At 62.0% G+C, this 25,189-nt stretch carries 24 protein-coding genes and 1 other RNA gene; 15 read left to right on the forward strand and 10 right to left on the reverse strand.

The features are described from left to right. Positions 1-46: 46 nt before the first annotated feature. From GR183_RS01340 to GR183_RS01360, 5 genes are all read right to left on the reverse strand, one after another. Positions 47-349: a branched-chain amino acid transport AzlD family protein gene (locus GR183_RS01340; RefSeq protein ID WP_160773784.1), complete on the reverse strand. Its 303-nt coding sequence runs from the start codon at positions 347-349 to the stop codon at positions 47-49. Further along, the gene (locus tag GR183_RS01345; RefSeq protein ID WP_160773785.1) at positions 346-1,101 is read right to left on the reverse strand and encodes an AzlC family ABC transporter permease; all 756 of its coding nucleotides are present in this window, start codon (positions 1,099-1,101) and stop codon (positions 346-348) included. The genes GR183_RS01340 and GR183_RS01345 overlap by 4 nt, the downstream gene beginning before the upstream one ends. 81 nt (positions 1,102-1,182) lie before the next feature. Beyond that, on the reverse strand, positions 1,183-2,055 hold the full coding sequence (locus tag GR183_RS01350) for an AraC family transcriptional regulator (protein WP_160773786.1): 873 nt from the start codon (positions 2,053-2,055) through the stop codon (positions 1,183-1,185). A gap of 75 nt (positions 2,056-2,130) precedes the next feature. Then, the gene (locus GR183_RS01355; protein WP_160773787.1) at positions 2,131-3,774 is read right to left on the reverse strand and encodes a chloride channel protein; all 1,644 of its coding nucleotides are present in this window, start codon (positions 3,772-3,774) and stop codon (positions 2,131-2,133) included. A gap of 96 nt (positions 3,775-3,870) precedes the next feature. Continuing rightward, on the reverse strand, positions 3,871-4,365 hold the full coding sequence (locus GR183_RS01360; protein ID WP_160773788.1) for a thioesterase family protein: 495 nt from the start codon (positions 4,363-4,365) through the stop codon (positions 3,871-3,873). A 230-nt stretch (positions 4,366-4,595) separates the two neighbouring features. Between GR183_RS01360 and GR183_RS01365 the strand changes: the two genes are divergently transcribed. Together GR183_RS01365 and GR183_RS01370 are read left to right on the forward strand one after the other, a co-directional pair. Next, positions 4,596-6,011 carry an FAD-binding oxidoreductase gene (locus tag GR183_RS01365; RefSeq protein WP_160773789.1) on the forward strand — a complete coding sequence of 472 codons (1,416 nt, stop codon included), beginning with the start codon at positions 4,596-4,598 and terminating at the stop codon, positions 6,009-6,011. Between the two features lie 121 nt (positions 6,012-6,132). Next, the gene (locus GR183_RS01370) at positions 6,133-10,248 is read left to right on the forward strand and encodes an AsmA family protein (protein WP_160773790.1); all 4,116 of its coding nucleotides are present in this window, start codon (positions 6,133-6,135) and stop codon (positions 10,246-10,248) included. Positions 10,249-10,252: 4 nt separating this feature from the next. Here GR183_RS01370 and GR183_RS01375 read toward each other — a convergent pair whose 3' ends face one another. From GR183_RS01375 to ssrA, 4 genes are all read right to left on the reverse strand, one after another. Continuing rightward, a complete protein-coding gene (locus GR183_RS01375) occupies positions 10,253-10,483 on the reverse strand; it encodes a ribbon-helix-helix domain-containing protein (RefSeq protein WP_160773791.1) in 231 nt (76 codons plus the stop codon). After that, complete coding sequence (locus GR183_RS01380) at positions 10,480-10,680, reverse strand: DUF4169 family protein (protein ID WP_160773792.1); 201 nt, start codon at positions 10,678-10,680, stop codon at positions 10,480-10,482. Before GR183_RS01380 ends, GR183_RS01375 begins: the two co-directional genes overlap by 4 nt. A 65-nt stretch (positions 10,681-10,745) precedes the next feature. After that, positions 10,746-11,345: an SspB family protein gene (locus GR183_RS01385; protein WP_160773793.1), complete on the reverse strand. Its 600-nt coding sequence runs from the start codon at positions 11,343-11,345 to the stop codon at positions 10,746-10,748. Between the two features lie 124 nt (positions 11,346-11,469). After that, positions 11,470-11,826: a transfer-messenger RNA gene (ssrA, locus tag GR183_RS01390) on the reverse strand. A gap of 96 nt (positions 11,827-11,922) precedes the next feature. Here ssrA and GR183_RS01395 point away from each other — a divergent pair. The 13 genes from GR183_RS01395 (at position 11,923) to GR183_RS01450 (ending at position 22,934) form a co-directional block, all read left to right on the forward strand. Then, positions 11,923-12,417, forward strand: a complete 495-nt coding sequence (locus tag GR183_RS01395; protein WP_160773794.1) for a YHS domain-containing (seleno)protein — start codon at positions 11,923-11,925, stop codon at positions 12,415-12,417. A 127-nt stretch (positions 12,418-12,544) separates the two neighbouring features. Continuing rightward, on the forward strand, positions 12,545-13,339 hold the full coding sequence (locus GR183_RS01400; protein ID WP_160773795.1) for a thymidylate synthase: 795 nt from the start codon (positions 12,545-12,547) through the stop codon (positions 13,337-13,339). Between the two features lie 23 nt (positions 13,340-13,362). Beyond that, positions 13,363-14,412 carry a glycerophosphodiester phosphodiesterase gene (gene glpQ, locus GR183_RS01405; protein WP_208999722.1) on the forward strand — a complete coding sequence of 350 codons (1,050 nt, stop codon included), beginning with the start codon at positions 13,363-13,365 and terminating at the stop codon, positions 14,410-14,412. 50 nt (positions 14,413-14,462) lie between these two features. Continuing rightward, positions 14,463-14,978, forward strand: coding sequence for a dihydrofolate reductase (locus GR183_RS01410; protein ID WP_312846770.1), 516 nt, complete (start codon positions 14,463-14,465; stop codon positions 14,976-14,978). A gap of 111 nt (positions 14,979-15,089) precedes the next feature. Continuing rightward, on the forward strand, positions 15,090-16,199 hold the full coding sequence (locus GR183_RS01415) for an S-(hydroxymethyl)glutathione dehydrogenase/class III alcohol dehydrogenase (protein ID WP_160773797.1): 1,110 nt from the start codon (positions 15,090-15,092) through the stop codon (positions 16,197-16,199). 86 nt (positions 16,200-16,285) lie between these two features. After that, positions 16,286-16,675, forward strand: coding sequence for a helix-turn-helix domain-containing protein (locus GR183_RS01420; protein ID WP_160773798.1), 390 nt, complete (start codon positions 16,286-16,288; stop codon positions 16,673-16,675). Positions 16,676-17,054: 379 nt separating this feature from the next. Continuing rightward, positions 17,055-17,564 (forward strand): GNAT family N-acetyltransferase, encoded by a 510-nt coding sequence (locus tag GR183_RS01425; RefSeq protein WP_160773799.1) that lies wholly within the window; start codon positions 17,055-17,057, stop codon positions 17,562-17,564. 2 nt (positions 17,565-17,566) lie between these two features. Then, on the forward strand, positions 17,567-18,403 hold the full coding sequence (fghA, locus tag GR183_RS01430) for an S-formylglutathione hydrolase (protein ID WP_160774179.1): 837 nt from the start codon (positions 17,567-17,569) through the stop codon (positions 18,401-18,403). A 212-nt stretch (positions 18,404-18,615) separates the two neighbouring features. Further along, positions 18,616-18,855 (forward strand): hypothetical protein, encoded by a 240-nt coding sequence (locus tag GR183_RS21735; RefSeq protein ID WP_208999723.1) that lies wholly within the window; start codon positions 18,616-18,618, stop codon positions 18,853-18,855. 66 nt (positions 18,856-18,921) lie between these two features. Then, entirely contained in the window at positions 18,922-20,106 is a 1,185-nt protein-coding gene (hflK, locus tag GR183_RS01435) for an FtsH protease activity modulator HflK (RefSeq protein WP_160773800.1), read from the forward strand. Continuing rightward, the gene (gene hflC, locus GR183_RS01440; RefSeq protein WP_160773801.1) at positions 20,106-21,068 is read left to right on the forward strand and encodes a protease modulator HflC; all 963 of its coding nucleotides are present in this window, start codon (positions 20,106-20,108) and stop codon (positions 21,066-21,068) included. Before hflK ends, hflC begins: the two co-directional genes overlap by 1 nt. After that, a complete protein-coding gene (locus tag GR183_RS01445) occupies positions 21,065-21,250 on the forward strand; it encodes a DUF2065 domain-containing protein (protein ID WP_160773802.1) in 186 nt (61 codons plus the stop codon). The genes hflC and GR183_RS01445 overlap by 4 nt, the downstream gene beginning before the upstream one ends. A gap of 199 nt (positions 21,251-21,449) precedes the next feature. After that, entirely contained in the window at positions 21,450-22,934 is a 1,485-nt protein-coding gene (locus tag GR183_RS01450) for a DegQ family serine endoprotease (protein WP_160773803.1), read from the forward strand. 163 nt (positions 22,935-23,097) lie between these two features. On the opposite strand, the gene GR183_RS21740 is transcribed toward GR183_RS01450, so the two are convergent. Beyond that, on the reverse strand, positions 23,098-25,161 hold the full coding sequence (locus tag GR183_RS21740; RefSeq protein ID WP_312846756.1) for an adenylate/guanylate cyclase domain-containing protein: 2,064 nt from the start codon (positions 25,159-25,161) through the stop codon (positions 23,098-23,100). Positions 25,162-25,189: the final 28 nt, after the last annotated feature.

The following is a 25,189-nucleotide window of genomic DNA, read 5'->3' on the forward strand; positions in this document are numbered from 1 at the left end:
GTCTTTCAGGGTTTGCCGGCGCATCCGGTCCCCAAGCACGCATAGATCAGCCGATCACAACGCGAAGGACGAGGAGCGAGCCGACGCCCACCGCGATGACGGCGAGAAGCGGCAGGCGAAACGCTGCGGCCGCCGTGATCACGGTAGCCCCGGCCTCCGCGTATCCGGTTGCGAATGCCGTCGGCGCGATCACGGACATCAGCACGGCGGGCGGTACGGCCTGAAGCGCGGTTTCGATCCGCTTTCCCATCCGCACATGGCTGACGAGAACGAAGCCCGCGATCCTCGTCAAATAGGTCGCTGTCGCCATGCCGAGAATGGCGAAAAGCGTCGTCGGATCGATGCTCATCGCGTATCTCCACTGTCAAAAGCCGCTTCGGGAGCGGGCGGCGCGAGCGTTTCAACGTCGGTTGCGAAGGCGGCGGTCGCCACACCCGCAAGGGCGCCGGCGGCGATGTACCAGGCCCCTTCCACGAAGGTGTGCGTGACAACGGCGGCGATGGTGCTGGCGGCCAGGACAGCGCCTGTCTTCGGGCCTTTCCAGAAACCGGCCACCAGAAAGATGAAAACCGCCGGAAACACGAAATCGAGCCCGTAGCGCGATGGATCGCCAAGGGCGGCGCCCACTATGGAGCCTGTCGTTGTCGAAGCGAGCCACGCGGCATAGAGCGGCAGTGCGAGCCCGGCGTACCATGCAGGTGTGATTGTCCGGTCCATCGCGCGCCTCTCCGCGACCGCCCATATCTCATCCACCAGGAAGAAGGCGGCGACATATTTCTGACCTCTGCTGAAGCGCTTCAGCTTTGGCGCGAAGGAGGCGCCCATCAGGATATGCCGGATGTTCACCAGAAGCGCTGAGAACGTCATTACGCCGATGGAGACGGGGTCCTGCCAGATATCGATTGCGACGAACTGCGAGCCGCCGGCGAAGACGGTGGCGCTCATCAGCGCGACTTCTAGCGGCGACAAGCCTTTTTGAGCCGCGACCGCACCGAACAGCAAGCCGATGGGAAGGACCGCGACGACGATCGGCAGGATCGTGACGGCCCCGGCCGTGGCTTGCCCGAATGGTGTCGAGGTCTGATGCGTTTCATCGGACATGGCTGCGGTTTCCTTCGTGTTGGCGAAGGGATTACACGCAATGCGGCTTTCAGGTCTTGGACAGGATTGCTTGTCTTGAAATCAGGCCGCGATTTTGCCGCGCGCGCGGAAAGTGCCCGGCGTCACGCCACTTCTGGCCTTGAAGTGCCTGTTCAGATGGCTTTGGTCGTAAAAGCCGCAATCGGCCGCAACATCGGCCGGCAACGCACCGGTGGAAAGCAGCCTGCGCGCTGCCCTCACGCGAATATCGGTGAGGTAGGCATGTGGTGTCAGGCCGGTTTCCCGCTTGAAGGCCCGCACAAGATGCGAGCGGGTCAGGCCCGAAACCCTCGACAGTGTCGCAAGGTCGATGTCTTGGGCGAAATTGGCATGCAGATAGTCGCGTATTTCCGCAATTCCGCGCCGGTGCTTTAAAGGAGCGGGAGCGGGCTCGAGGTCCGCATAGCGAGCGAGCGCGGCGGCGAAGACGCCATGCATGGCCTCGTCTTCCTCCAGCTTGCCGCCACCGGCTTCAAGCAGGCGGTGGAGTCTGGAAAATCGCGCGGCGAGTTCCGGATCGGGTGCCATCGGAACCCGGAAGAAGGGGACGGACGTCGCCGGCCGGCCCAGAAGGTCCGAGGCAATCTTCCGGATAAGCGGCACGCTCGGATAGCTCATGCGGTATGCATAGCCGGGGCCGTGAGGTTCGCCGTCATGAACTTCATCCGGATTGACCATGCAGATATCGCCGGGACTTGCGTAGCGCATTTCGCCGCGAATGCGGTAGCACTCGCAGCCGGCCTCTATCGTTCCGAAGACGTAGGTTTCATGCGTATGCGGCGCGTAGGTATGCTCGCGGAAGGTAGCCGACAGGCATTCCAGCCCGTCGAAACGCGCTTCGCGCCAGAATTGCGCCCGTTCGCCGTGCGTGAGCGGCGCTTGCGCAAATGCTTCTGCCTGTGTGACGTTGTCCATAACGGTTGAACCATAGCGAAACTCGCCGGTTTCGTCTTGGACGCAATTGCTCTTTTGCATCCGCCGTTTCGGGTTTCAGCGGTGCTCTTCCTGCTCGGCGGCGATGAGGGCGGAGTTGAAGTACCCTAGTGCGCGGACGTGGCTTGCGTATCCGACGACGTGCTTCTTCTCGTCGCCATCTATCACCGGTAGGCGGGACGCGCCGCTCTGGTCGAAGAGCTTCAGTGCCGTCTCCAGCGTATCGCCCACATGCAGATAAGGCGTGCCCGAGCCGAAGTCGAAGACTTCCGGCTCGCTGTCTTCCGGGATTTTTTCCATGAAATTGGACACATGGACGATGCGCACGAGCCACTTGTGCGAGCCTTCCTGGAGCATCACCCCGCGCATTTCGAGCTGCCAGTGGAAGTAGGAACGCCCATGCACCGCCTGGGTGATGCCGGTGGAGATGGAAACGGCAATGAGGAGCGCGATCGATAGCGCGTAACCGCCGGTAAGTTCGAAGACGATCATCGTCGTCGAAAAAGGCGCGCCCAGAACGGCGGCGGCGACCGCACCCATCCCCAGGATCGCATATAGCCCGTGCGAAGAGGCAAGTTCGGGAAAGGCGGAGGCAGCGATCAGGCCGAAGGCGCCGCCCGCCATGGCCCCGAGATAGAGCGACGGCGAGAATATGCCGCCTCCGAAGCGCGAGGCGAGCGTTATTGCCGTTGCCGCCGTCTTGGCCACAAGCAGGGCGAAAAGCATTGTCAACGGCAGTTGGTGCTTCAATGCGGCATCCGTCGCCTCATAGCCGACGCCCAGCACTTCGGGCAGGAAGATGCCGATCACGCCGACGACGGCGCCGCCGATGACAGGGCGCAGCCAGAGCGGCATCGTGATATTGCGCGCGACCCAGTCCGTTCCGATCAGCGCGAACTGGAAGATGATGGCGACCGCCGCGCAGGTCAGCCCCAGGAGAGCGAATGCCGGGATCTCCCAGTAGGACGTGATCTGATACATGGGGATCACGAAGGCGGCGATATCGCCGAACCAGAGGCGGGACAGGAGCGTTCCGAGCGTCGAGGAGATGACGATCGGAACGAAGGCCGAAAGCGCGTAATGGCCTAGGATCACCTCATGCGCGAAGAGGACGCCGGCGATCGGTGCGTTGAAACTTGCGGAAACGGCACTCGCCACGCCGCAGGCCAGGATGATGCGACGCGCGGAATCCGGCAGGCGGAACGCGCGGCAAAGCGCCATGCCGATGGTCGCGCCAAGATGCACGACCGGGCCTTCCCGCCCCGCGCTTGCCCCGCTGCCCAGCGATACCGCGGTAAGTGCCGCCGAGGAGATGCCGGGCCAGAATTCCAGCCCGCGCCCGCCGTGGGCGCGCGCCTCTATGACGTCTGCCACGCCGTAGGCGCGCTGTTTCGGCTGCAGTTTCTCCAGCCAGATGCCGACGATTAGACCGCCGAAAGTGGGAGCGAGCACGATCGCCCACCATGGCAGATCGCGGGCGGCGGATGCCACGCGTTCGCTCATCGTTCCAAGCCAGGGAACCTGAACCAGATCGATGCCCAACCGGAAAACGATTGCCGCAAGCGCCACGAAAACCCCGATCAGGACCGACAGCCCCCAGATCAGCGGCAGCCGGGTGGAGACGAACAGGCGGATATTTGGCTCGATCCAGCGCCGGGCGATGGTGTATTGGCGCAGAATCGTGCGTTTTATCGGGGTCATGGTCCGTTTTGGCGTGGCGATTTCATCTTATCGAATGCCGATATGGCCGGTACCCGGCCCTTCGTGCAATCGGATAGCGCGGATTTCGGTGCAAAACTACTTTTTCGTCAGCCCGATGCTTCTTCCCAGCCGCTCCGGCCGGCCCAACCCCTCGTGCAGGGCTTTCATGCCCTGAAGGCGCGCCAGCACATCTTCCGGCCAGGGAGCGACCTTGCGAAGGCCCATGTCGACATGAAGCGATATCTGCTCCGACGTTGCCGAAAGGAAGCCTTCCTCCGCGTGGTGAAGTTCCTGGTAGAAGTGCGCCCGCTTTTCGTCGAAATCGATCAGATGGACGCTTGCGCGCACGGGGTCTGCCTCCTGTAGTTCGCGCAAGTAGCAGATGTGCACCTCCGCGGTGAAGAACGAGGCATTGCGCTCCTTCACGTAGTCCGGACCAAGGCCGAGCTCGATGAAGGCTTCGTCCACGCAATTGTCGAAGAGCACGTTGTAAAAGGCCATGTTCAGGTGGCCGTTATAGTCGATCCACTCCGGCTTGACGGTCTGGATCGTTCCGACGAAGGGGGCGGAAGTCTTCGATGCCTCTGACATGGTGTCCGGTGATTCCCTCGGGCTTGGCCGCTCGGACGTGAAGGGCGTAAGCATGTTCGGCTTAACCCTTTGGCCTTGCAGCGTGGTTTTGCTACAGTTGGCAGGACTTGAAGATAAACGTAAAACGCTCCGGCACGCGGTGGCAACAGGAGCGGTGGACGGCGCCGCCCAAGAAGGTCACGGCAATCAGGGCCATGGGGCCTGTCGGTCTTGTTTCCGGGAGAAAGAAAATGTCCCTCGCCTCGTTGCAGGCAACCGTTGAACGGGATCAGGCCGCGATCGACCTGGTGGTGGCGAGGCTCGCGGAGCGTTTCGCCGATCGTTTCAGCACGTCCGATGCCATGCGCGAGCAGCATGGCCATACGACCACCTGGCTGCCGAACCAATGGCCGGACGGTGTCGTTTTCGTGCGTTCCACCGAGGAAGTCGCCGAAATCGTCAAGCTTTGCGCCGAACATGGCGTTGCTATCGTGCCGTTCGGGACGGGGTCGTCGCTGGAAGGGCATGTGAACGCACCCGCCGGCGGCATCTCCATCGACTTGTCGCAGATGAACGAAGTGCTCGAAGTTCACCCGGAGGATCTCGATTGCCGGGTGCAGGCGGGTGTGACGCGCAAGCAGATAAACGAATATCTGCGCGATACCGGCCTGTTCTTCCCGATCGATCCGGGCGCCGACGCGAGCCTCGGAGGCATGGCCGCAACGCGCGCCTCCGGCACCAATGCGGTGCGATACGGCACCATGAAAGATGCCGTTCTGGGCCTTACCGCCGTGATGGCGAACGGCGAAATCATCCGCACGGGCGGGCGGGCGAAGAAATCCTCCGCCGGCTACGATCTCACCCGGCTTTTGATCGGCTCGGAAGGCACGCTGGGCATCATCACCGAGTTGACGCTGCGCCTTTACGGGATTCCGGAAGCGATCGCCGGCGGGGTCTGCGCGTTTCCGGATCTGGAGGCGGCCTGCAGCGCGGTGATCCTGACGATCCAATGCGGCATTCCCGTTGCCCGGATCGAGCTTCTCGATACGCAACAGGTCAAGGCCTGCAACGCCTATTCCAAGCTCGGCCTTGCCGAGAGCCCGACGCTGTTCGTCGAGTTTCACGGCACGGACGCAAGCGTGCGTGAACAGTCGGAACTCTTTGGCTCGATCGCGCGAGAATGCGGCGGAGGCGAGTTTTCCTGGGCGACGAAACCGGAAGAGCGCAGCCGCCTGTGGGCGGCGCGCCATGATGCCTACTGGGCGGCGCTTGGCCTTCGCCCCGGCGCCAAAGGCGTATCCACAGATGTTTGCGTGCCGATATCTCGGCTTGCCGAATGCATCGGCGAGACATATCGCGACATTGAGGAAATGGGCCTGATCGCGCCGATCGTCGGTCACGTGGGCGACGGTAACTTTCACGTGCTTGTTCTTGTCGATGTTGACAGTCAAGACGAAATTGCGAAAGCGGAAGAGTTTGTCGAGCGGCTGAACTGGCGCGCGCTTGACATGGAAGGTACGTGCACCGGGGAGCACGGGGTCGGGCAGGGCAAGATGAAGTATCTCGTCCGCGAGCACGGCGCCGGGCTCGATGTCATGCGAACGATCAAGCGCGCGCTTGATCCGCATGGTATCCTGAATCCCGGCAAGATCGTGCGACTCGACTGAGCAATGGACGACAGATCGTCATGAAATACCATTTTGACGAGCAGACCACAGGTCGGTCCCGGGGCAGGAACGGAGGTTCGCGCTGAATTCGGTCTACATTACAGTCGGCGTAACGCTCATCGTGGCGCTACTCGCAGCGCTTATCGGTCCGTTTTTCATCGATTGGACGGCATATCGCTCCACGTTCGAGGCTTATGGCGAGCGTGTGCTGGGTCATCGCGTCGTGGTGCGCGGCGATGCCGACATGCGCCTTCTGCCCATTCCGACCCTGACTTTCACCGATGTCCGTGTGGGCGAGATCGAGGATCCTCTCCTCGCGGTCTCCCGCTTCGTGGTGCGTGTCGAACTGCCGCCGCTCCTCAAGGGCGAGGTCAAGGTCCTGGACATGACGATGGAGCGGCCGGACCTGAGGCTGTCGCTCGACGAGGCGGGCAGGCTCGACTGGTTCACCGCCGCGCCGCGCCAGAGCGTCCTTTCGGAAATCGATCCGGAGAAAGTCACGCTCGAGCAGGTGGAGATCGTCGACGGTACCGCCACGCTGATCGATGCCCGCAACGGCAAGAGCCACTCGATCACCGACATCGATGCATTGGTTACCGCGCGTTCCCTTCTGGGGCCCTTCAAGGTGGATGGCACCGCGACGATGGCCGGCGAGCGCGCGACCGTGCGTCTCGCCACGGGGCGCCAGCAGGATACCGGCGATATTCGCCTGAAATCCCAAGTGACTCCGGTTTCCGTTCCGGCCGAATTCCTGTTCGACGGCAAGCTCTCGCACACCGACGGACGCCCGAGTTACGAGGGCGTGTTCACAGCGAATTCCATAACGCCCGAAGAGGAAAGGCACCGCGCCTGGCGGGCGGAGGGCGAGTATCTCCTCGACGTCGGCGAAATCGCGTTTTCCGAACTGGTTGCCCGGTACGGACCGGAAGAGCGTCCGGTTACGGTCGAGGGTGAAGGCAAGATCCTGCTTTCCGGCGAAGAACCGCGCTTCGATGTGACGGCGCGTGCCAAGCAGATCGACATCGACCGGTTGCTTGGCGCCGGTCCTCAGGAACCTATCGAGATCTCCGACGCGATCTCGCAGTTGCTTGCTGCGCTTCCCCGCATGCCGCGCCTGCCGCTTGAAGGGCACGCTGTTGTCGATATTCCGGCAACCGTCGTCGGCGGCGGTATCGTGCAGGACCTGACGATCGATGCGAAGACGGCCGGAACGGGCTGGAATATCGCGGAACTCAGGGCGCGTCTGCCCGGGCGGAGCGATATTCTGTTGCGCGGCGATCTAAAGATCGAGCCGAGTCCCAGCTTCCGGGGTAGTTTCGCGGCGTCGCTCGAACAGCCGAACGGCTTTGCCGACTGGTACCGTAAAGGCGTTGCCCTGGCGGAACCGGTAGCACCACTTGCCCTGCAGAGCCGGCTTGATGCAGGGCCGAGCGGCGTGTCGCTCTCCGACCTTGAGTTTCATCTTGCCGATCATGTCGGGCGGGGGACGTTCCGCTTCACGGCGGAAGACGACACCCACAACAGCCTGTATGCGGATCTGGACGCTGAACGTGTCGACCTGGATCAGGTGGCGTTGCTTGCAAGGCTTTTCCTTGCCGACCCTTCGGGCGGCCTTGCGGGTTTTGCGGGCGCCAATACCGATATCGTCCTGAAGCTTTATTCCGATGCTGTGGCGGCTGGCGGCGTAACCGCCAGCGATGTGACGATCGATGCCGCCTATTCGGGGGACGTCCTGACGGTAAACGACGTGACGGCCCGCGATATTGCGGGTGCGCGAATTTCGGCCAAAGGTTTCGTTTCCGACCTTTCCACCAGCCCGCAAGGTGATTTGAGGGCGGATGTCGAGGCCAGCGACCTGACCGGACTGGCGCGTTTGCTCGGCACGATTGCGCCGGAAAACCCGGCTGTTTCAGCGCTGAAACGGACGGCCGGCGCGCTGTCGCCTGCCGAGCTTGACCTGCGTTTCACAGGTGAAGGCCAGGATGAGGGAACCGAAGCCCGGTTGCAGGTTTCCGGCACGGCTGGCGGAAGCGATGTGAGCCTGAGTGCCGGTCTGAACGGCAGGCTCGATTCCTGGCGCGAGGCGGACCTTGATATTTCGGGCAAGCTTGCCGGTCCGGACGGGGCGAAGCTCCTGAAGCAGGCAGGTTTTCGGCTTCTGCCGGTCGCGAGTCTTGGCGAGGGCCGTATCTCTTTCGGCATGAGGGGCGTTCCCGCGGATGTCGTCGATGCGAGGCTGAGAGCGGAAGCGGATGGTGCGTCCGTACTTGCCGTCGGCAAGGTCTCGGCCGGTGCGGACGAACCGTACCGCTATACCGGCAATATCGTTTTGAAAGCTGAAGATATTACGCCCTTCGCGCTACTCGCAGGACGCATGCCCCCGCTGCTTGCGGGTGATGCTTCCGTCGATCTCGCCATGTCGCTGGATGGCGAGGGAGATGCATTCCAGCTTCGCGATATCGCGGGCGAAGTGGCGGGAACGCGCATCCGGGCGGATGTGAACGGCGATCTGAGGCGGGATATTGCGGATCTCCTGCCGAAATTCACCGGTTCGCTTGCGCTTTCAGATCTCGATATGCGGTTTGTGAGCGAGTTGCTCCTTGGCGCCGATCAATGGTCCTCCGTTTCTGCCGATTCGAACTGGCCGGAGGGTTCCTTCGGCGCGGAATTCGTCGACGGTATCGACGTTTCGCTCGACCTTGCTGCCGAGAAAATGACGCTCGGCGGCGGCCTTTCCGCGGATAATGCGTCCGGAAGGTTGCGCCTGAAGCCCGGCGATCTTCTGATCGAGGCGGATGAAGCGGGTTTCGCCGGCGGCAAACTGGCTGGCTCGCTCTCCATCAAGCGCTCCCGCGGCCAGGCTGCGGTGAACGGATCGGTGAGAATTTCGAGTGCCGATGTCTCCTCTCTCGTGTGGCGGCGCGACGGGCGGCCATTGGCGACTGGTGCCCTTGACGTCAATGCCGATTTCGAAGGCGCGGGGCGTTCGATCAACGGTCTTGTCGCCAGTCTTTCCGGCGGCGGTACCTTCAAGGCGGAAAACGGTGAAATCCGGGGCCTCAATCCCGATGCTTTCGGCCTTGTCATCCGCGCGGCCGATGCTGGCCTCGACCTTGAGGACGGCAAGATCTCCGATGCGTTCGAAAGTCACCTGGATGTTGGCGTGCTGCCCTATCAGGCCATCGACGGCAGCTTCGTCATTGCCGGTGGCGTCGCTCGTATCCGCAATGTCAGCGTCGACAACAAGTTGGCCGCGCTCTTCGGCAATGCGCAGGTCGATCTGGCAAAGGAAACCGTCAGCGGCGATTTCTCACTCAAGGTCGATCCGGGTGAAAACGCCGTCACGGGCGCCGAACCGCAGGTCGGCATCGTCCTGGAAGGGCCGCTTTACGAGCCCCGCCGCCATGTCGATATCGCGCCATTCACCGCATTTCTCACGCTGCGGGCCTTCGAGCAGGAAGTCCAGCGGGTGGAGCAATTGCAGGCCGAAATCCTGGAACGCGACCGGCTTGTCCGCGAGTTGAGACGCCTGAAGGAAGAACGTGAACGCCAGGCGCGCGAGGAGGAGGAAGCCGCGCGACGGGCGGAGGAGGCCGCCGCGAAGGCTGCCGAAGGCGAGGGAAGCGAGGTGCCGGCAGGCGACGATGATCCGGCTCCGTCTTCCGGGGGCGGAAAACAGTCCGAAACCCTGTTTGAGCCATTGAACGGGGGAGTGGTGGTCGACGGAGACAACCGGAACGCATCAATTCCCGGGCCGGTAAACAAGCCGGTCGAGGTGCTCGCGCCGATCGTCGTGAATGAGCCGGCGCACGAGGCGCCGGGCGGCGGAGCTGCGTCCGGCGCTGCCGATACCGACGCTGCTGCCGGCACGACGAAACCCGCGACAACGCCTTTCGAGGATCAGATTCGCGCCATTATCCAAAGGGAGAGCGCTGGCGATGCGAATGTGCCGGAAGCGCAGCCAGTTCCCGCGGGAACGGAACTCCCGCCGCTTGACACGCGCGTCATATCCGATCCGCAGTTCGAGCTTCCGGGCGTGCGGAATATTCCGACGCCTCCGGCGCGAATTGATAATGATGTGACGGGTACGGTTGCCAGCCGCCGGGCAACCTCCGGCAGCAGGTCGGCGGTCCGCGCAAGCTCGACCGCAAGGAGTGCTAGCCGCGTTGACGATCCTTCCGAAAACTACAAGCGGCTTCCGGGCGGAAGGATCATCGGCTTTCCAAGCAACAGGTAGCTCCTCAGCCGTCGTCCGACTTTGCGCGGCTGCGGTAATGTTCGAGCACCGTCACGCGCACGGCTGATGAAAGCGCGCTTTCCGGATCCCGGCCATCGTCTATGGATGCAATGAAAGCGGCGAGGCTCATCGCCCTGGAAACGGCGATTTCCTCAAGGGCCGCCCAAAATTCCGGCTCCAGCGCGAGGCTTGTCCTGTGACCGTGCAGGGTGAGCGAGCGTTTCTTCAGGCTCATTCGTCGCCCTGGTCGTTCTGCTCGCTCCGGCGGTGACCTTCCAGCCTGTCGTCCGCCATTTTTCTTTCGGCGGCATCGCGCTTTTTCTCGGCTTTGCTGCGTCCGAAAGCCACGCGGTTTTCCTCCGCGCGTTTTTCCTTTTCGCTGCGCGACCTGGCCTTTCGGGCCCGCCTCAGGTTGACGATTTCGCCGGTCATTTCAAGCACCCGACTGCCTGATCCGAACGCGGCCGCGCGGTCCGGATGCCATGAGATCTTAAACGTCAGGTTTTCTTGCGGAACGCGTCGAGGGAAACGACGTCGGCGCCATTGTCGGCTGTTTCCTTCTTTGTTTCCCCGTCGTCCTGAGAGCCGGCGTCGTCTTCCACTTTCTGAAGTTTCGTGTTTGCCTGCTTCGCCGAAGCTTCGCGTCCATCCGTGAGAGCTTCGATCTTCTCCAGAGTTTCTTCCGCCTTCGCCTCTTCCTCGATCACTTCGCGCAATTCGTCCGGCAGCTCCTCCGCCGTCTTGCCCGGCTCGAATTCCAGCGCGAACTGCACGGAAGGATCGAAAAAGCCCTTGACTGCCGAGAAAGGGATTACAAGGCGTTCGGGAATTCCGCCGAAGGACAGGCCGACCTCGAAGAAATGGTCGCTCACGGCCAGGTCCCAGAACTGATGCTGCAGGACGATCGTCATTTCCTGCGGGTAGCGTTCGTGCAGGCGGTTTGAAATCCGCACGCCGGGCGCGTTCGTGTCGAACGCGATATAGAAATGATGTTCGCCGGGAAGGCCGGTTCGGGTGACCTCCGTCAGGATCTTCTTCACCGCGCCCCTGAGCGCGTCCTGGATGACGATGTCGTATCGGATCAGGTCTTCGGCCATTGACGGTAACCGCTCGCAATCTTTCTCATTACGCACACCATGCCGCGACGCCCGGCAAAAGGGAAGCTCGGTCAGCGATTTCGCCGGCCGCGCCACGCGATTTGCACGAAACTTCATGGAATGAAGTGGAGGCTTCTGTTGCCAGGTGCCTCCGGACCCCGCCTGCCGGTGCTACCCGACAGGACTTAAAGGACTACCGGCACCGCATTACGCGGCGACAGCGTTGTCCATAGCATAGTTGTCATTAGCAACTATTGAGTCGGCCCGATAACGGCGGAACCATGCCGGGCGAAAGCACAGTCTTTACACCCTCGTCGATCCTATTTCGCCCCCACCGGAGCCCGCTTTCTCAACGGGCTCGGGTGGAGGCGCCGGGTACCGCCCCCGGGTCCGAAAGGCTTATTTCACTGACCATTTATCGCCATAGCCGGCGTGAACCGGCAGGTTTTATATAAGCGCTGGGTGAGGTTTAGAAAAGGGGGAAGGTTCGATTGCTTGTGAATGCATGTGAGCACAATCGACACTATATAGAGGGTTCGACGATTTTCGGGGCAATGGGCGCTAGGAGCGTTGGGGGATGAAACTGTCACGGCGCAACATATTGATCGGACTTGTGATTTTGCTCTGCGCCGCGGCCGCCGCAGGCGGTTACAGCTATTACAGGATCTTCTACGGGGCCGATACAGGCCTCGTTTATACCGGTCTCGTAGAGGGAGTGGCCGTCGGCGGTTATGATCCGGTTGCATACTTCAAGAAAGGCGAGCCGGTAAAAGGTTCTCCCGACATCACGCTAAGCTATAAAGGCGCGATTTGGCGCTTCTCCAGAGAAGAAAATCGGGAGCTTTTCCGAAATTCGCCGGACGAATACGCACCTGCCTACGGCGGATACTGCGCCTGGGCCACGGCACAGGGGTATCTTGCGAAGGGTGACCCGAATGTCTGGGATATTGTGGGCGGAAAGCTTTATCTCAACTACGACAATTCGATCCAGGAACGTTGGCACAAGGACGTGCCGGGCTTTATCGACAAGGCGGAGAAGGAGTGGCCGAAGATCGTCGAGGAGAAATCCTGAGACGGCAAATTCGGCGTCAAAGCGGTGAAAAAAGGTTCCTCAAAATTCCGCCGGCGATTTATGGGCCTTGTGTTCGGCGCATCGCGGGCCGACCCTTGAGTGTCATTCGAATCGCGGGAGCCTGACCTTGCGGCAGTATCTTGACCTCATGATACGCATACTCGAAGAGGGCGTGGATAAGTCCGACCGGACGGGTACGGGCACGCGCTCTGTCTTCGGTCATCAGATGCGTTTCGACCTCGGCAAGGGTTTCCCCCTCGTCACGACCAAGAAGCTGCACCTGAAGTCCATCGTTCACGAACTCTTGTGGTTCCTCGCCGGCGACACGAATATCGCCTACCTGAAAGAGCACGGTGTGCGCATCTGGGACGAATGGGCCGACGAGAACGGCGACCTCGGCCCGGTCTACGGCTATCAGTGGCGATCATGGCCGGCGCCGGACGGTCGCTCGATCGACCAGATCGCCAATCTTCTGGAGATGATCCGCAAGTCGCCGGATTCGCGCAGGCTGATCGTCTCCGCCTGGAACCCGGCGCTGGTCGACGAGATGGCGCTGCCGCCGTGCCATTCGATGTTCCAGTTCTACATTGCCGACGGCAGGCTTTCCTGCCAACTCTACCAAAGATCGGCGGACGTCTTCCTTGGCGTGCCCTTCAACATCGCTTCCTACGCGCTCTTGACGATGATGGTGGCGCAGGTGACGGGCTACGAGCCGGGCGACTTCGTTCATACCTTTGGCGATGCGCATCTTTACCTGAACCACATCGACCAGGCGCGCGAGCAGCTTTCGCGCGAACCGCGCCGCCTGCCGACGATGCGCATCAACCCGGATGTGACGGACCTGTTCGCTTTCCGCTTCGAGGATTTCACGCTTGAGGATTACGACCCGCACCCGCATATCAAGGCGGAAGTTTCCGTTTAATCAATGAGTTGAAGGGTTGCTTGATGGTTCTTCCGTCGCGCGTGCGGGCGAAATGGCCCGCCTTGATGTTCGCCGCAGCCGCGATTTTCGCCGGATTGGCGCAGCCTGCCGGAGCTGACGAAAATCGCCCGGTCGTGATCGCACACCGTGGCGCACCGGCCTATCTGCCGGAACACACGCTCGCCGGAAAGGCGATGGCCCATGCCTTCGGCGCGGACTTCATCGAGCAGGATGTGGTGCTGACGAAGGACGGCGTGCCGATCGTCATGCACGACATCACGCTGGATGCGACGACGGATGTGGCGAGCGTCTTTGCGGGCCGGGCGCGCGAGGACGGCAAGTTCTACGCCATCGACTTCACCCTGGAAGAAATCAGGCGCCTCAGGGTCATGGAACGCCAGCGCGACGGGCAGCCCGCCTTCGACGGCCGCTTTCCGCGCGGCGGTGCGACGATATTCCGCGTGCCCACGCTCCAGGAGGAACTGGACCTCATCAAGGGGCTGAACGCCTCGACCGGGCGGCGCGCAGGCGTCTATCCCGAAATCAAGAGCCCGGCGTTCCACCGCGCCGAAGGACAGGACATTTCGCGGGTCGTTCTCAACGTGCTGGCCGAAAACGGCTATTCGGACAAGGATGATCCGTTCTTCCTGCAATCCTTCGACTGGAACGAAGTCCAGCGCATTCGCTCGGAACTCGGTTTCAAGGGAAAGCTGGTCCAGCTCATCGGCGAAAACCGATGGGATCTTGCACCGGATGTCGATTTCGACCACTTGAAGACGCCCGACGGACTGAAGGAAATCGCCGCCGTTGCCGACGGAATCGGCCCCTGGATCGGCCATGTCCTGGACGATACGGACGGAAACGGCGAGGCCGAAGCGCTGAAGTTGGCCCCGAACGCCCAAGACCTCGGCCTCACGATCCACGCCTATACTTTCCGCGCCGACCGGTTGCCGAAATGGGCGGCAAGCTTCGATATCCTCCTGAAAGCGGCGGTGGAAACGGCAAAACTCGACGGCTTGTTCACGGATCACGCCGATCTGGCATTATCCTACCTGAACGGACACGGCGAGTGAGCGGGACCGGCGAGGCAGGCGTGGCGGACAAGGCAGGCGTGGCGGACAAGGTGGGCGAACCGGAAATCGTGCTGATCGCGGCGGTTGCCGACAATGACGTGATCGGCGCGGGCAACGACATGCCCTGGCGGCTGCCGAGCGACCTGCGCCGCTTCAAGAGATTGACGGTCGGACGCCCCGTCATCATGGGGCGCAAGACGTTCCAGTCCATCGGCAAGCCGCTGCCCGACCGCCCCAATATCGTCGTCACGCGCGACGCGTCATTCGACGCCAAAGGAGCGGATGTGGTTGCGACCGTGGAGGCGGCCATCGAGCTTGCGCGACGGCTCGCGCGGGACGGCGGTGCCGACAGCGTAATCGTCATGGGCGGGGGCGAGATCTACCGCGCGACCATCGCTCTCGCCGACCGGCTGGAAATCACGCGCGTTCACGCTATGCCGGAAGGCGACACGCATTTTCCCGATATCGATGCGGGACAATGGCGCGAAACGGCGCGCGAGGGGCCGGAACGCGGCGAGAAGGACAGCGCCGAAGTAACGTACCTTACGTATCGGCGTCGCGTGTAAGCCCGATTACGTCGCCCCGCGTACTTTCATCGCATTGCCGCCTGTCCTAGGATCGGGGCCAACAGAGATCGGCCGCGTATCCGCTTGCGGCCCGAAGGGGAGATTTGACTGATGGATGTCAGAGCCGCCGTTGCGCACAAGGCCGGAGCGCCGCTCACGATCGAGACCGTGCAACTGGAAGGGCCGAAGGAATTCGAGGTCCTTGTCGAGATCATGGCGACCGGCGTGTGCCACACGGATGCCTTCACGCTGTCCGGCGCGGACCCGGAAGGGCTTTTTCCCGCGATCCTCGGCCATGAGGGCGCCGGCATCGTGCGCGAAGTGGGCAAGGGCGTGACGTCTCTGAAGGCGGGCGACCACGTGATCCCGCTCTATACGCCCGAGTGCCGCAACTGCGAATACTGCCTGAACCCCAAGACCAACCTTTGCCAGGCGATCCGCTCCACGCAAGGCCAGGGCCTGATGCCGGACGGAACGAGCCGCTTTTCCATCAACGGCGAGCGGGTGTTGCATTATATGGGCACCTCAACCTTCGCCAATTTCACGGTGCTGCCGGAGATCGCACTTGCCAAGGTGAACCCGGACGCACCCTTCGACAAGATCTGCTATATCGGCTGCGGCGTGACGACCGGCATCGGTGCGGTCGTCAACACGGCAAAGGTGGAGCCGGGCTCCAATGTCGTGGTTTTCGGGCTTGGCGGCATCGGACTCAACGTCATTCAGGGTGCGCGCATGGTGGGGGCCGACAAGATCGTCGGCGTAGACATCAACCCCGGCAAGCGGGAGCTGGCCGAGCGCCTCGGCATGACGCATTTCGTCAACCCAAAGGAGGTGGAAGGCGATCTCGTGGCCCATCTGGTGGATATCACCGGTGGCGGGGCGGATTATTCCTTCGAGTGCATCGGCAAGCCGCAGGTCATGCGCCAGGCGCTGGAATGCTGCCACAAGGGGTGGGGCGAAAGCATCATCATCGGCGTCGCGGGTGCGGGCGAGGAAATTTCCACGCGGCCCTTCCAGCTCGTTACCGGCCGGTCCTGGCGCGGCACGGCCTTCGGCGGCGCGAGGGGGCGCACGGACGTGCCGAAGATCGTCGAATGGTACATGGACGGCAAGATAGAGATCGACTGCATGATCACGCATACGATGCCGCTGGAAGAGATCAACAACGCCTTCGACCTGATGCACGAAGGCAAGTCGATCCGTTCCGTCGTCACGTTCTGAGGTTTCACAAGACCTTGCAATCAGGCGGCGCGGCCCATTTCGGCGACCGTGCTGCCGCTCAAACTCCGAATGATGGAGACGAGGCCATGAGCAACACCGCAACGATCTGGTCGACGGTCCCCGAAAAATCGTCCATCGGCCAACGCATCCGCCACGCGCGCGAGGCGTCGAACCTTTCTTCCGCCCAGCTTGCGCGCAGGCTCGGCGTAAAGACGGCAACCGTCAGCGGGTGGGAAAGCGGACGAACCGAACCGCGCGCCAACCGGCTGACGATGCTGGCGGGTTTCCTGTCCGTCAGCCCCACGTGGCTGCTCTACGGCCTTGGAGAAGCGCCGGCGGACGAGACGTTTTCAAGCGAACTTGCCGTGCTGCAGGCGAGCCTGAAATCGGTCAAGGACCTGCACGAACGCACAGGCCAGGCACTGGTACGGCTGGAAGAGCAGATTGCCCGCCTGAGCCCGGCCAAGGAGCGGTGAAGGATTCTTCGCTGAAACGACGCCGGCTTGCGCCCACCGCGCGACGGCCATCCCGTACGCGGTATGGCGTTTGCTTTACGATGAACGTCACCCCGGACAAGTGAGGCGAAGCCGAGCGATGATCCGGGGGCCAGATATATGACGCGGGCAACGCCCGCACGGAACAATTTTGAAGTGCGCTTGCGCGCATCGGGCACGCTGGATCCCGGCTCTCGCGATGCGCCAAAGCGCACGCGGGCCGGGATGACGTTCTTCGTATATCGATGCTTTTGGCCGTTATTGCGGTATCGTTCCTGTGAATCCGCACGGGATAATACCAGTTGGTTCCGGCCTGACATAAAGCTCTTGTTTGGCCGCTGCCACCGGAGACAATCCAAAAATGACTGAAACGCGGAAAAATCCGCTTCTTTTCACGTGGAAGACGCTCGACGAATTCAGCCCGAGGTGCCTGCACGAGGTTTACCGGCTGAGGGTCGCCGTCTTCATCGTCGAGCAGGACTGCGCCTATCCGGAAATCGACGATCTGGACGTGGGTGCGCTGCATCTCGTCATCAGTTACGCAGAGGGAGACGGGGAGGGCGCGGTCGCGGCCTATTTGCGGCTGATCCACCCCGAGGGTGAGAAGCCGGTGAAGCTTGGGCGGATCGTGGTCGCGCCCGCATGGCGGGGAACGGGGCTTGGACGGCGCCTGATGGAAGCGGGACTTGAGAAGGCGCAAAGCCTTTACCCCGGCAGGCCGGTATTCTTGAGCGCGCAGGCGCAAGTTGTGCGCTTCTATGGCACTCACGGTTTTGAGGCCGTATCGCCGGAATACCTTGAAGACGGCATACCCCACGTGGATATGCTGCGCTCTCCGCAAGAAAACCAAAGCCTGGAAGCACACAAATGACGCTGCAACTGATTTCCAACGCCAGGGCCTTCGGCGGCGAACAGCGGGTCTACCGCCATCGCTCGTCCTCGACCGGGACCGATATGGATGTCGCCGTTTTCCTGCCCGAAGAAGCGCTGAGAGGCGAGCTTTGCCCCACGCTGTTCTATCTCTCCGGGCTTACCTGCACCTGGGAGAACGTGACGGTTAAGGGCGGGGCGCAGCGCCCGGCGGCCGATCACGGCATGATCTTCATCGCCCCCGACACGAGCCCGCGCGGGGAAGGCGTCGCCGACGACGAGGCCTACGACCTTGGCCAGGGGGCGGGGTTCTACGTCAACGCCACGCAAGAGCCGTGGGCGGCGCATTTCCGAATGGAAGACTATGTGGCGCGCGAACTGCCGAAGCTCCTTGCCGAAAGCCTGCCGGTGGATGCGGATGCGATCGGTGTGACCGGCCATTCCATGGGCGGGCACGGCGCGCTGACGCTTGCCATGCGCCACCCGGACGTTTTCCGTTCTCTTTCCGCCTTCGCGCCGATAACCAACCCGCTCGACTGCCCATGGGGGCACAAGGCGCTTGGCGCGTACCTCGGCGAGGACAGGGCCAAATGGGCGGAGCATGACGCCTGCGAACTGGCGCGATCCAGAGGCTTTCGCGGCGATATCCTGATCGACCAGGGACAGGCCGACGGCTTTCTGGAAGAGCAGCTGAAACCCTGGGCGTTCGACGCCGCCTGCCGGGAGGCGGGAATCGACCTCACCCTGCGCCTGCTGGGCGGATACGACCATTCCTACTATTTCATCTCCACTTTCATGGAAGATCATGTCGCCTGGCACGCGCAGCGGCTGTTCGGGTGAGAGATTTCGGCGTTTTGTCGCCTTGAAGTGGGGGTATGCAGACACCACGTGGCAACTGCGGGCCGGAACAGGCAAGGCTGCACGGGGAAGGGGTGTATGATCGACCGAAGCGAGGGGTGCACGACGCGTTGAAAGCGCCGGGTAACTTTCCTATAACCCCAGTCAAGCCAAACATTATCGGCTAAGGTGATGGACTCATAAAGAAGGCTGGAATGGCGCTTAAAACGGCAAAGAGATGCAAGGAGAAGAGCGCGGGGCGGGTCGGCCACCCGGTCGAGCGCTTCGACGAAGCAGGTCGAAGCCGTTTACGCGTCCTTTCAGGATATGGCGGATTTGCCCGGCAACGTCGTTGCAAGCCTTTGAAAACCAGACGGTTTCCTGCAGGCCTGCGCCTCGTATCCGAACAAATCCGCGTATACCATTTCAACCTTGTTTATGGGTCCATCACCTAAGATTCAATAGCGGCTGTCGGCAAGGGGTGCCCCTTCAGGAAACGGCCCACGAAAAAGGATGTCTTGATGCCTTGGAGCAACCAGAACGGGGGCGGCTGGAAGGGCGGCGGAAGCGGCGGCCCTTGGGGCAACCCTGGCGGAGGCGGCGGTGGCGGCCCCTGGGGTGGCGGCCCGCAGCGCGGCGGCGGAGGCGGCAACCCGCCCGATCTGGAAGAGCTGCTCCGGCGCAGCCAGGACAAGCTGAAAACCGTACTGCCCGGCGGCGGCGGAAGCCTGGGCGGCAAGGGGATCGCTCTTGCCATCGCGATCGGCGTGCTGATCTGGCTCGGCACCGGCTTTTACCGCGTGCAGCCCAACGAGGTGGGCGTGGAACTCGTCTTCGGCAAGGTCACGGACCAGACACCGCCGGGCCTGAACTACAACTGGCCCTACCCGGTGGGAACGGTCTATACGCCCGAAGTGCTGCGCCTTCGCGAAATCACGGTCGGCCTTGAGGAATTCGTCACCAGCGGCAACGTGCGCCAGCGCGATGTCACGGAAGAAAGCCTGATGCTGACGGGCGACGAAAACATCGTCGACGTCGACTTCAAGGTGCAATGGCGCATCCGCAACACTCCGGACGACGTTTCGAACTTCCTGTTCAACATCCAGAGCCCGGAAGGCACTGTGAAGGCGGTGGCCGAAAGCGCCATGCGCGAGGTGATCGGCAAGTCGCGCATCGACTCGGTGCTGACCGAAAACCGCGCGCCGATCCAGAACGACGTTCAAACGCTGATGCAACAGGCGCTCGACAGCTACGGCGCCGGCATCGAGATCACCCAGGTGCAGATGCAGAAGGTCGACCCGCCGCAGCAGGTGATCGACGCCTTCCGCGACGTGCAGGCCGCGCGCGCCGACCAGGAGCGCATCCAGAACGAGGCCCAGGCATACGCCAACCGCGTCGTGCCGGAAGCGCGCGGTGAAGCCGCACGCATCACCGAAGCGGCGAACGCCTATCGCGACCAGACGATCGCCGAGGCGAACGGCCAGGCGCAGCGTTTCGTCAAGGTCTACGAGGAATACGTGAAGGCGCCCGACGTGACCCGCGAACGCCTCTATCTCGAAACCATCGAAAAGGTGCTCGGTGCCAATGCGAAGGTGATCATCGACGAGGCGCAGGGCTCGGGCGTGGTGCCCTATCTGCCGCTCGACCAGCTTCGAAACCGGCCGAACACGAACACGGGCTCCGCAACGGGCGGAGGTAGCCAGTGATGAAAAACGGATTTCTCGGAATAGTCGGCATTCTCGCCGTGGCAGCGGCGGCGCTGGCCTATCTTTCGACCTATGTGATCGATCCCACGCGCCAGGCGCTGGTGCTGCAGTTCGGCGAGGTGAAGGAAAGCGTGCGTGACGCGGGGCTGCACGTCAAGGCGCCGCTGATCCAGAACGTGATCTTCATCGACAAGCGCATTCTCGACCTCAACGCGCCGCCGATCGAGGCGATCGCGGCCGACAAGAAGCGCCTCGTCGTGGACGCCTTCGCGCGCTATCGCATCACCAATCCGGTGCTGTTCTTCCAGACGGTGAACAACATCAACGAGGCGAACCAGCGCCTGTCCACCTTCCTGCAATCGTCGCTGCGTACCGAACTGGCGCGGGCCACCTTCGAGCAGATCGTGCGCGACGACCGGGCCGATCTGATGGAAAACATCCGCTCCGACGTCTCAAGCCGGGCGACGGCGATCGGCATCGACGTGGTGGACGTGAAGATCCGCCGCGCGGACCTGCCGCAGGCGAACTCCGAGGCGATCTTCCGCCGCATGCAGACCGAACGCCAGCGCGAGGCGACGGAAATCCGCGCGCAGGGCGAGGAGCAGGCGAGAAGGACGCGCGCGCGCGCCGACCGGACGGCAACCGTCATCCGCGCCGATGCGCAGCGTGACGGCGAAGTCATCCGCGGCGACGGCGACGCGGAGCGAAACCGCATCTTCGCCGAGGCCTACAACAAGGACCCGGAGTTCTTCGCCTTCTACCGTTCCATGCGCGCCTACGAGGACGGGCTCGGCAACGGCAGCGACACCTCGCTGGTGCTTTCGCCGAACTCCAAGTTCTTCCGCTTCTTCAACAACCCGACGGGAAAGCCGGACGGACGGGCGACCCCTTCCGACAATGAGGGAGGCGGACCGCCAATCGCGGGCACGAGGAGCGGACCGGCACTCGCCGAGGGACAATGAGCGACCTCCTTTCGGCCGTCGGCCTGGTGCTTGCGCTGGAAGGAGCGCTTTACGCCGCAGCGCCCGGCGCAATGAAGAACTTCATGCGCCAGGCGCTCGAGATGCCCGATCAGCTCCTTCGGACAGCCGGTGTCGCCGCGCTTGCCGCCGGCGTGTTCGTCGTGTGGCTGGTGCGCGGGTAACGCGGCGGCGCCGGCCGGAACATGGTGATCGTTCAGAAAATGGTGATAAGGACGGATTTGCCGCTAAGTTCCGTTTCGGCCACGTCCGAATTGGGCGATCATGATGAAAATATCCGCCGGGCGTCGCCGGCGTGGTAAAAAACAATCAAGCGGGCGCGGCGCGAGGCTGCGCCCCGCGGTTTTCGAAGGAGAACGGCCCATGGCCAACTCGTTTCCGGCGGCATCCTTCCTGCAGCGGTTCACAGCGGCTGTGGCCGCGTGCGTGATCGCCGCGGGCCTTGCCGTCGTGCCGCCGGCACCAGCGCTTGCGCACGGGCCCGACAGCGTGCCGGACCTCGCCGAACGGCTTCTCGACGCGGTGGTGAACATTTCCACGGCTCAGACGGTGACCGCGCGCCGCTCGGTGCCCCTGCCGCAGGTGCCGGAAGGCTCCCCCTTCCAGGAATTCTTCGACGAATTCTTCAACCGCGAAAACCAGAACGGAGACCAGCCGCGCCGCGTACAGTCGCTCGGTTCCGGCTTCGTCATCGACGGAACGAAGGGCATCATCGTCACGAACAACCACGTGATCGAGGGCGCCGACGAGGTTACCGTCAACTTCAACGACGGCTCGAAGCTGCCCGCCGAAGTGCTCGGTTCCGACTCCAAGACCGATCTCGCGGTGCTGAAGGTGGAGCCTGACACGCCGCTGCCGGACGTAAGCTTCGGCGATTCCGAAGTCCTGCGCGTCGGCGACTGGGTGATGGCGATCGGCAACCCCTTCGGCCTCGGCGGCACGGTGACGACGGGCATCGTCTCGGCGCGTAACCGCGACATCAACTCCGGGCCCTACGACAACTACATCCAGACCGACGCCTCGATTAACCGGGGCAATTCCGGCGGGCCGCTGTTCAACCAGGACGGCGAGGTCATCGGCATCAACACCGCGATCATCTCGCCGTCTGGCGGATCGATCGGCATCGGCTTCGCCATCCCCTCGCAAACGGCGATGCGGGTCATCGACCAGCTTCGCCAATTCGGCGAAACGCGGCGCGGCTGGCTTGGCGTGCGCATCCAGGAGGTGACGGACGAGATCGCCGAAAGCCTCGGCATGAAATCCGCCGAGGGCGCGCTTGTCGCCGGCGTCACGGAAGGCGGGCCGGCTGCGGCCGCCGGGCTGGAGCCGGGCGACGTGATCCTGCGCTTCGACGGACGCAGCGTGCCCGAAATGCGCGACCTGCCGCGCATGGTCGCCGATACGACCATCGGCAAGCAGGTCGAGGTTATCGTCCTGCGCAAGGGCACGGAAGTGACCGTCATGGTGGAGCTTGGCCGCCTCGAGGAAGCCAACCTCGACGAGGCGGTGGGCACCGAAGGCGAGAAGAAGCAGGCCGAACCCGAAAGGGACACCGTGCTTGGCATGGAACTTTCGGAACTGACCGACGAGCTTCGCAAGGAGCACAACATCAACGAGGACGTGAAGGGCGTGCTCGTGGCCAAGGTCGAGCCCGGCTCCTCGGCGGAGGAAAAGCGGGTGCAGGCCGGCGACGTGATCGTGGAAGTGGCGCAGGAGCCCGTCTCCTCTCCCGCCGACGTGGTCAAGCAGGTCGACCGGTTGAAGCAGTACGACCGCAAGTCGGCCCTGCTGCTCCTCGCCAACGGACGCGGCGAACTGCGCTTCGTACCGGTGCGGGTGGAAGAGTAAACGTCTGAAACTTTCGGGCTAACGAAAACGCCGCTTCCGGACCGGGAGCGGCGTTTTTTGTTTGGGCTGATGGTTGTGCGGCAAGGATATTGCCGAGATATCGGTTCTGCGCCGATTTCTTGGCGATTGGAATATCCCTTCGGCGAAAAGTGGTTCAAGTCAGTCACTGATTGCGCTTTTTCCGCACCGCACGGACGGTTTCAGGTGCCTTCGAACTCAGCGTCCTTTTTTGTTTGGGCGAATTGTTATGAGACAGGAGGCTTTCCAATGCCCCCTTCAGACTTCTCTCCGCCCGGCGTCGATCATCTGCATTCATGGCCTCGACATCCAGTTCAAGGCGAAGATGTGCATGATTTTCTTGAATACGCCGGCGTTCGCGGCCGAGATTCTCGTAGCTGTTGACAACCCGGTAGGTCGCCACCGGATAAGCCACGCCTCTCACTTCCGCCATGCCTCGCTCCTCACAGAAGATCGCTTCGCTGACATGCGCGAAGGTTTCGAAAGAGATCAGGATTTCGCCCGGTTCCGCCATTTCTTCGAGCCGGGCGGCGATATTCACGGCACTGCCGACAATGGTGTAATCCATACGGTCTTCGCTGCCGAAATTGCCCACGGTGCAGTAGCCCGTGTGGATGCCCATTCGCACTTTCAGCGGCTTTTCAATGCCGGCTTCGCGCCATACGTCCTGAAGTTCCCGCATTCGGCGACGCATGGCGATCGCCATCATGGCGCAGGCTAGTGCATCGTTCTTTACGCCCGAAGTCTCGGGGTCGCCGAAAAAGATCAGGATCGCATCGCCCACATATTTGTCGATCGTGGCTCCGTGATCGAGAGCGATGCGGGACATCTCGGTCAGGTATTGGTTGAGCAGTTGTGTCAGTTCCTCCGACTCAAGTCGGTCGGCTGTTTCGGTGAAGCGGGCGATATCCGAGAAAAAGATCGTCAGTTTTTTGCGGCTGCTTGCAACCTTCACTTCCTGCTTGCCGGAAAAAATCGAATCATAGACCTGAGGCGAAAGATATTTGGCGAGTTGCTTAGAGAGTTGTTCGAGTGCGCCTGATTTTTCGGCGAGCTTGGTCTCGCGATCGTCTATCACCGCCATGTAATGCATCAGCGAGGTTGAGATTTCTCCGATTTCATCCGGGATCGAGTCTGCGAATGTCCGGTCTCGGGTTTCTGCGAATGTACGCAGGGCATCGCGAATTCGGTCCAATCTGCCGAATACGCGGCGCTTCAGGACATACCAGATGAAAAAGTTTCCGATACCGAACGCAAGCGCCACAACAAAAATCGAGGCGAGGGTGAGCCGCGTGGTGTCGTTTACCCGCGCGACTTGCGCCTCAAGTTCATTACTTGCGCGCCAGAACGTATTGCTGGCGCTGCTGAGCAGCCGGTTGGCGACAAGCGAATTCTCTTCAGCGAGAGCCTTGATCCTGAATTCGTTCGCCAGTGCCGATGCTTTATCGGAATAGACTTTGTCCTTCTGCCCGGACCAGAACTCGACGAATCTCCGAGCGGTGACGACCCGCTCGTCGACATTTTTTGACAACGAGTTGTCGCCGGCCGCAAGTGTCTCGATCAGGACTTGAACATCCGAGTCGATCTCGTCCTGGTTATGCGATAGACGGGCGCGGTTAGGATCGAGGAGCAAATTCAGGGTTTTAAGGATGGCCCTGCTCCCGACTTCCCCCACGCGCGCCAAAAAGATCGCATCACCATCGGGCGCTATCCCTTCCCGCTGCGCGCCCGTGCCTTTACCATCTGACAGGACCTCAAGCAGCCCGCGCAGGAAGATTTCGTGATCCTCGAGCCGTTCGCTGATCGCGATCTGTTCACGCACAACATCAGTCAGGGCTGCCAGATTGGCAGTCAGGAGATTTCCATTTTTCCGAAGGGTGTTTGAGGGGCCCTCATCCCCATACAGTCCGTCGAGTTCCTCGATCAGTGTTCTCTGCGAGTTCTCCTTGTCATTGATGCGAGAAAGTAATGTGTCGAATTCACTTCGCGAGGGGTTGCTGCTAAGCGCCGGTGCGATTGAACTGGTCGCAGAGGCCTCCTGGGAAAGCTGGGCAAGTTTTACCAATCGAGGGAGAGCGTTATCGCGCAACTGCGAAAGTTCCGACCGTATTTCGAACAGGCGGACGGTCATCACGATCAGTCCCATCAACACGAGACCCGCGATGCAGGCAAAAATGGCGAATAACAGGGTCGAGATGCGCCGTCGCACCCTTGTTTCCACGATGTCGGGGGGCGCC

Source organism: Stappia sediminis (assembly GCF_009826895.1).
GTDB classification, from domain to species: Bacteria; Pseudomonadota; Alphaproteobacteria; order Rhizobiales; family Stappiaceae; genus Hongsoonwoonella; species Hongsoonwoonella sediminis.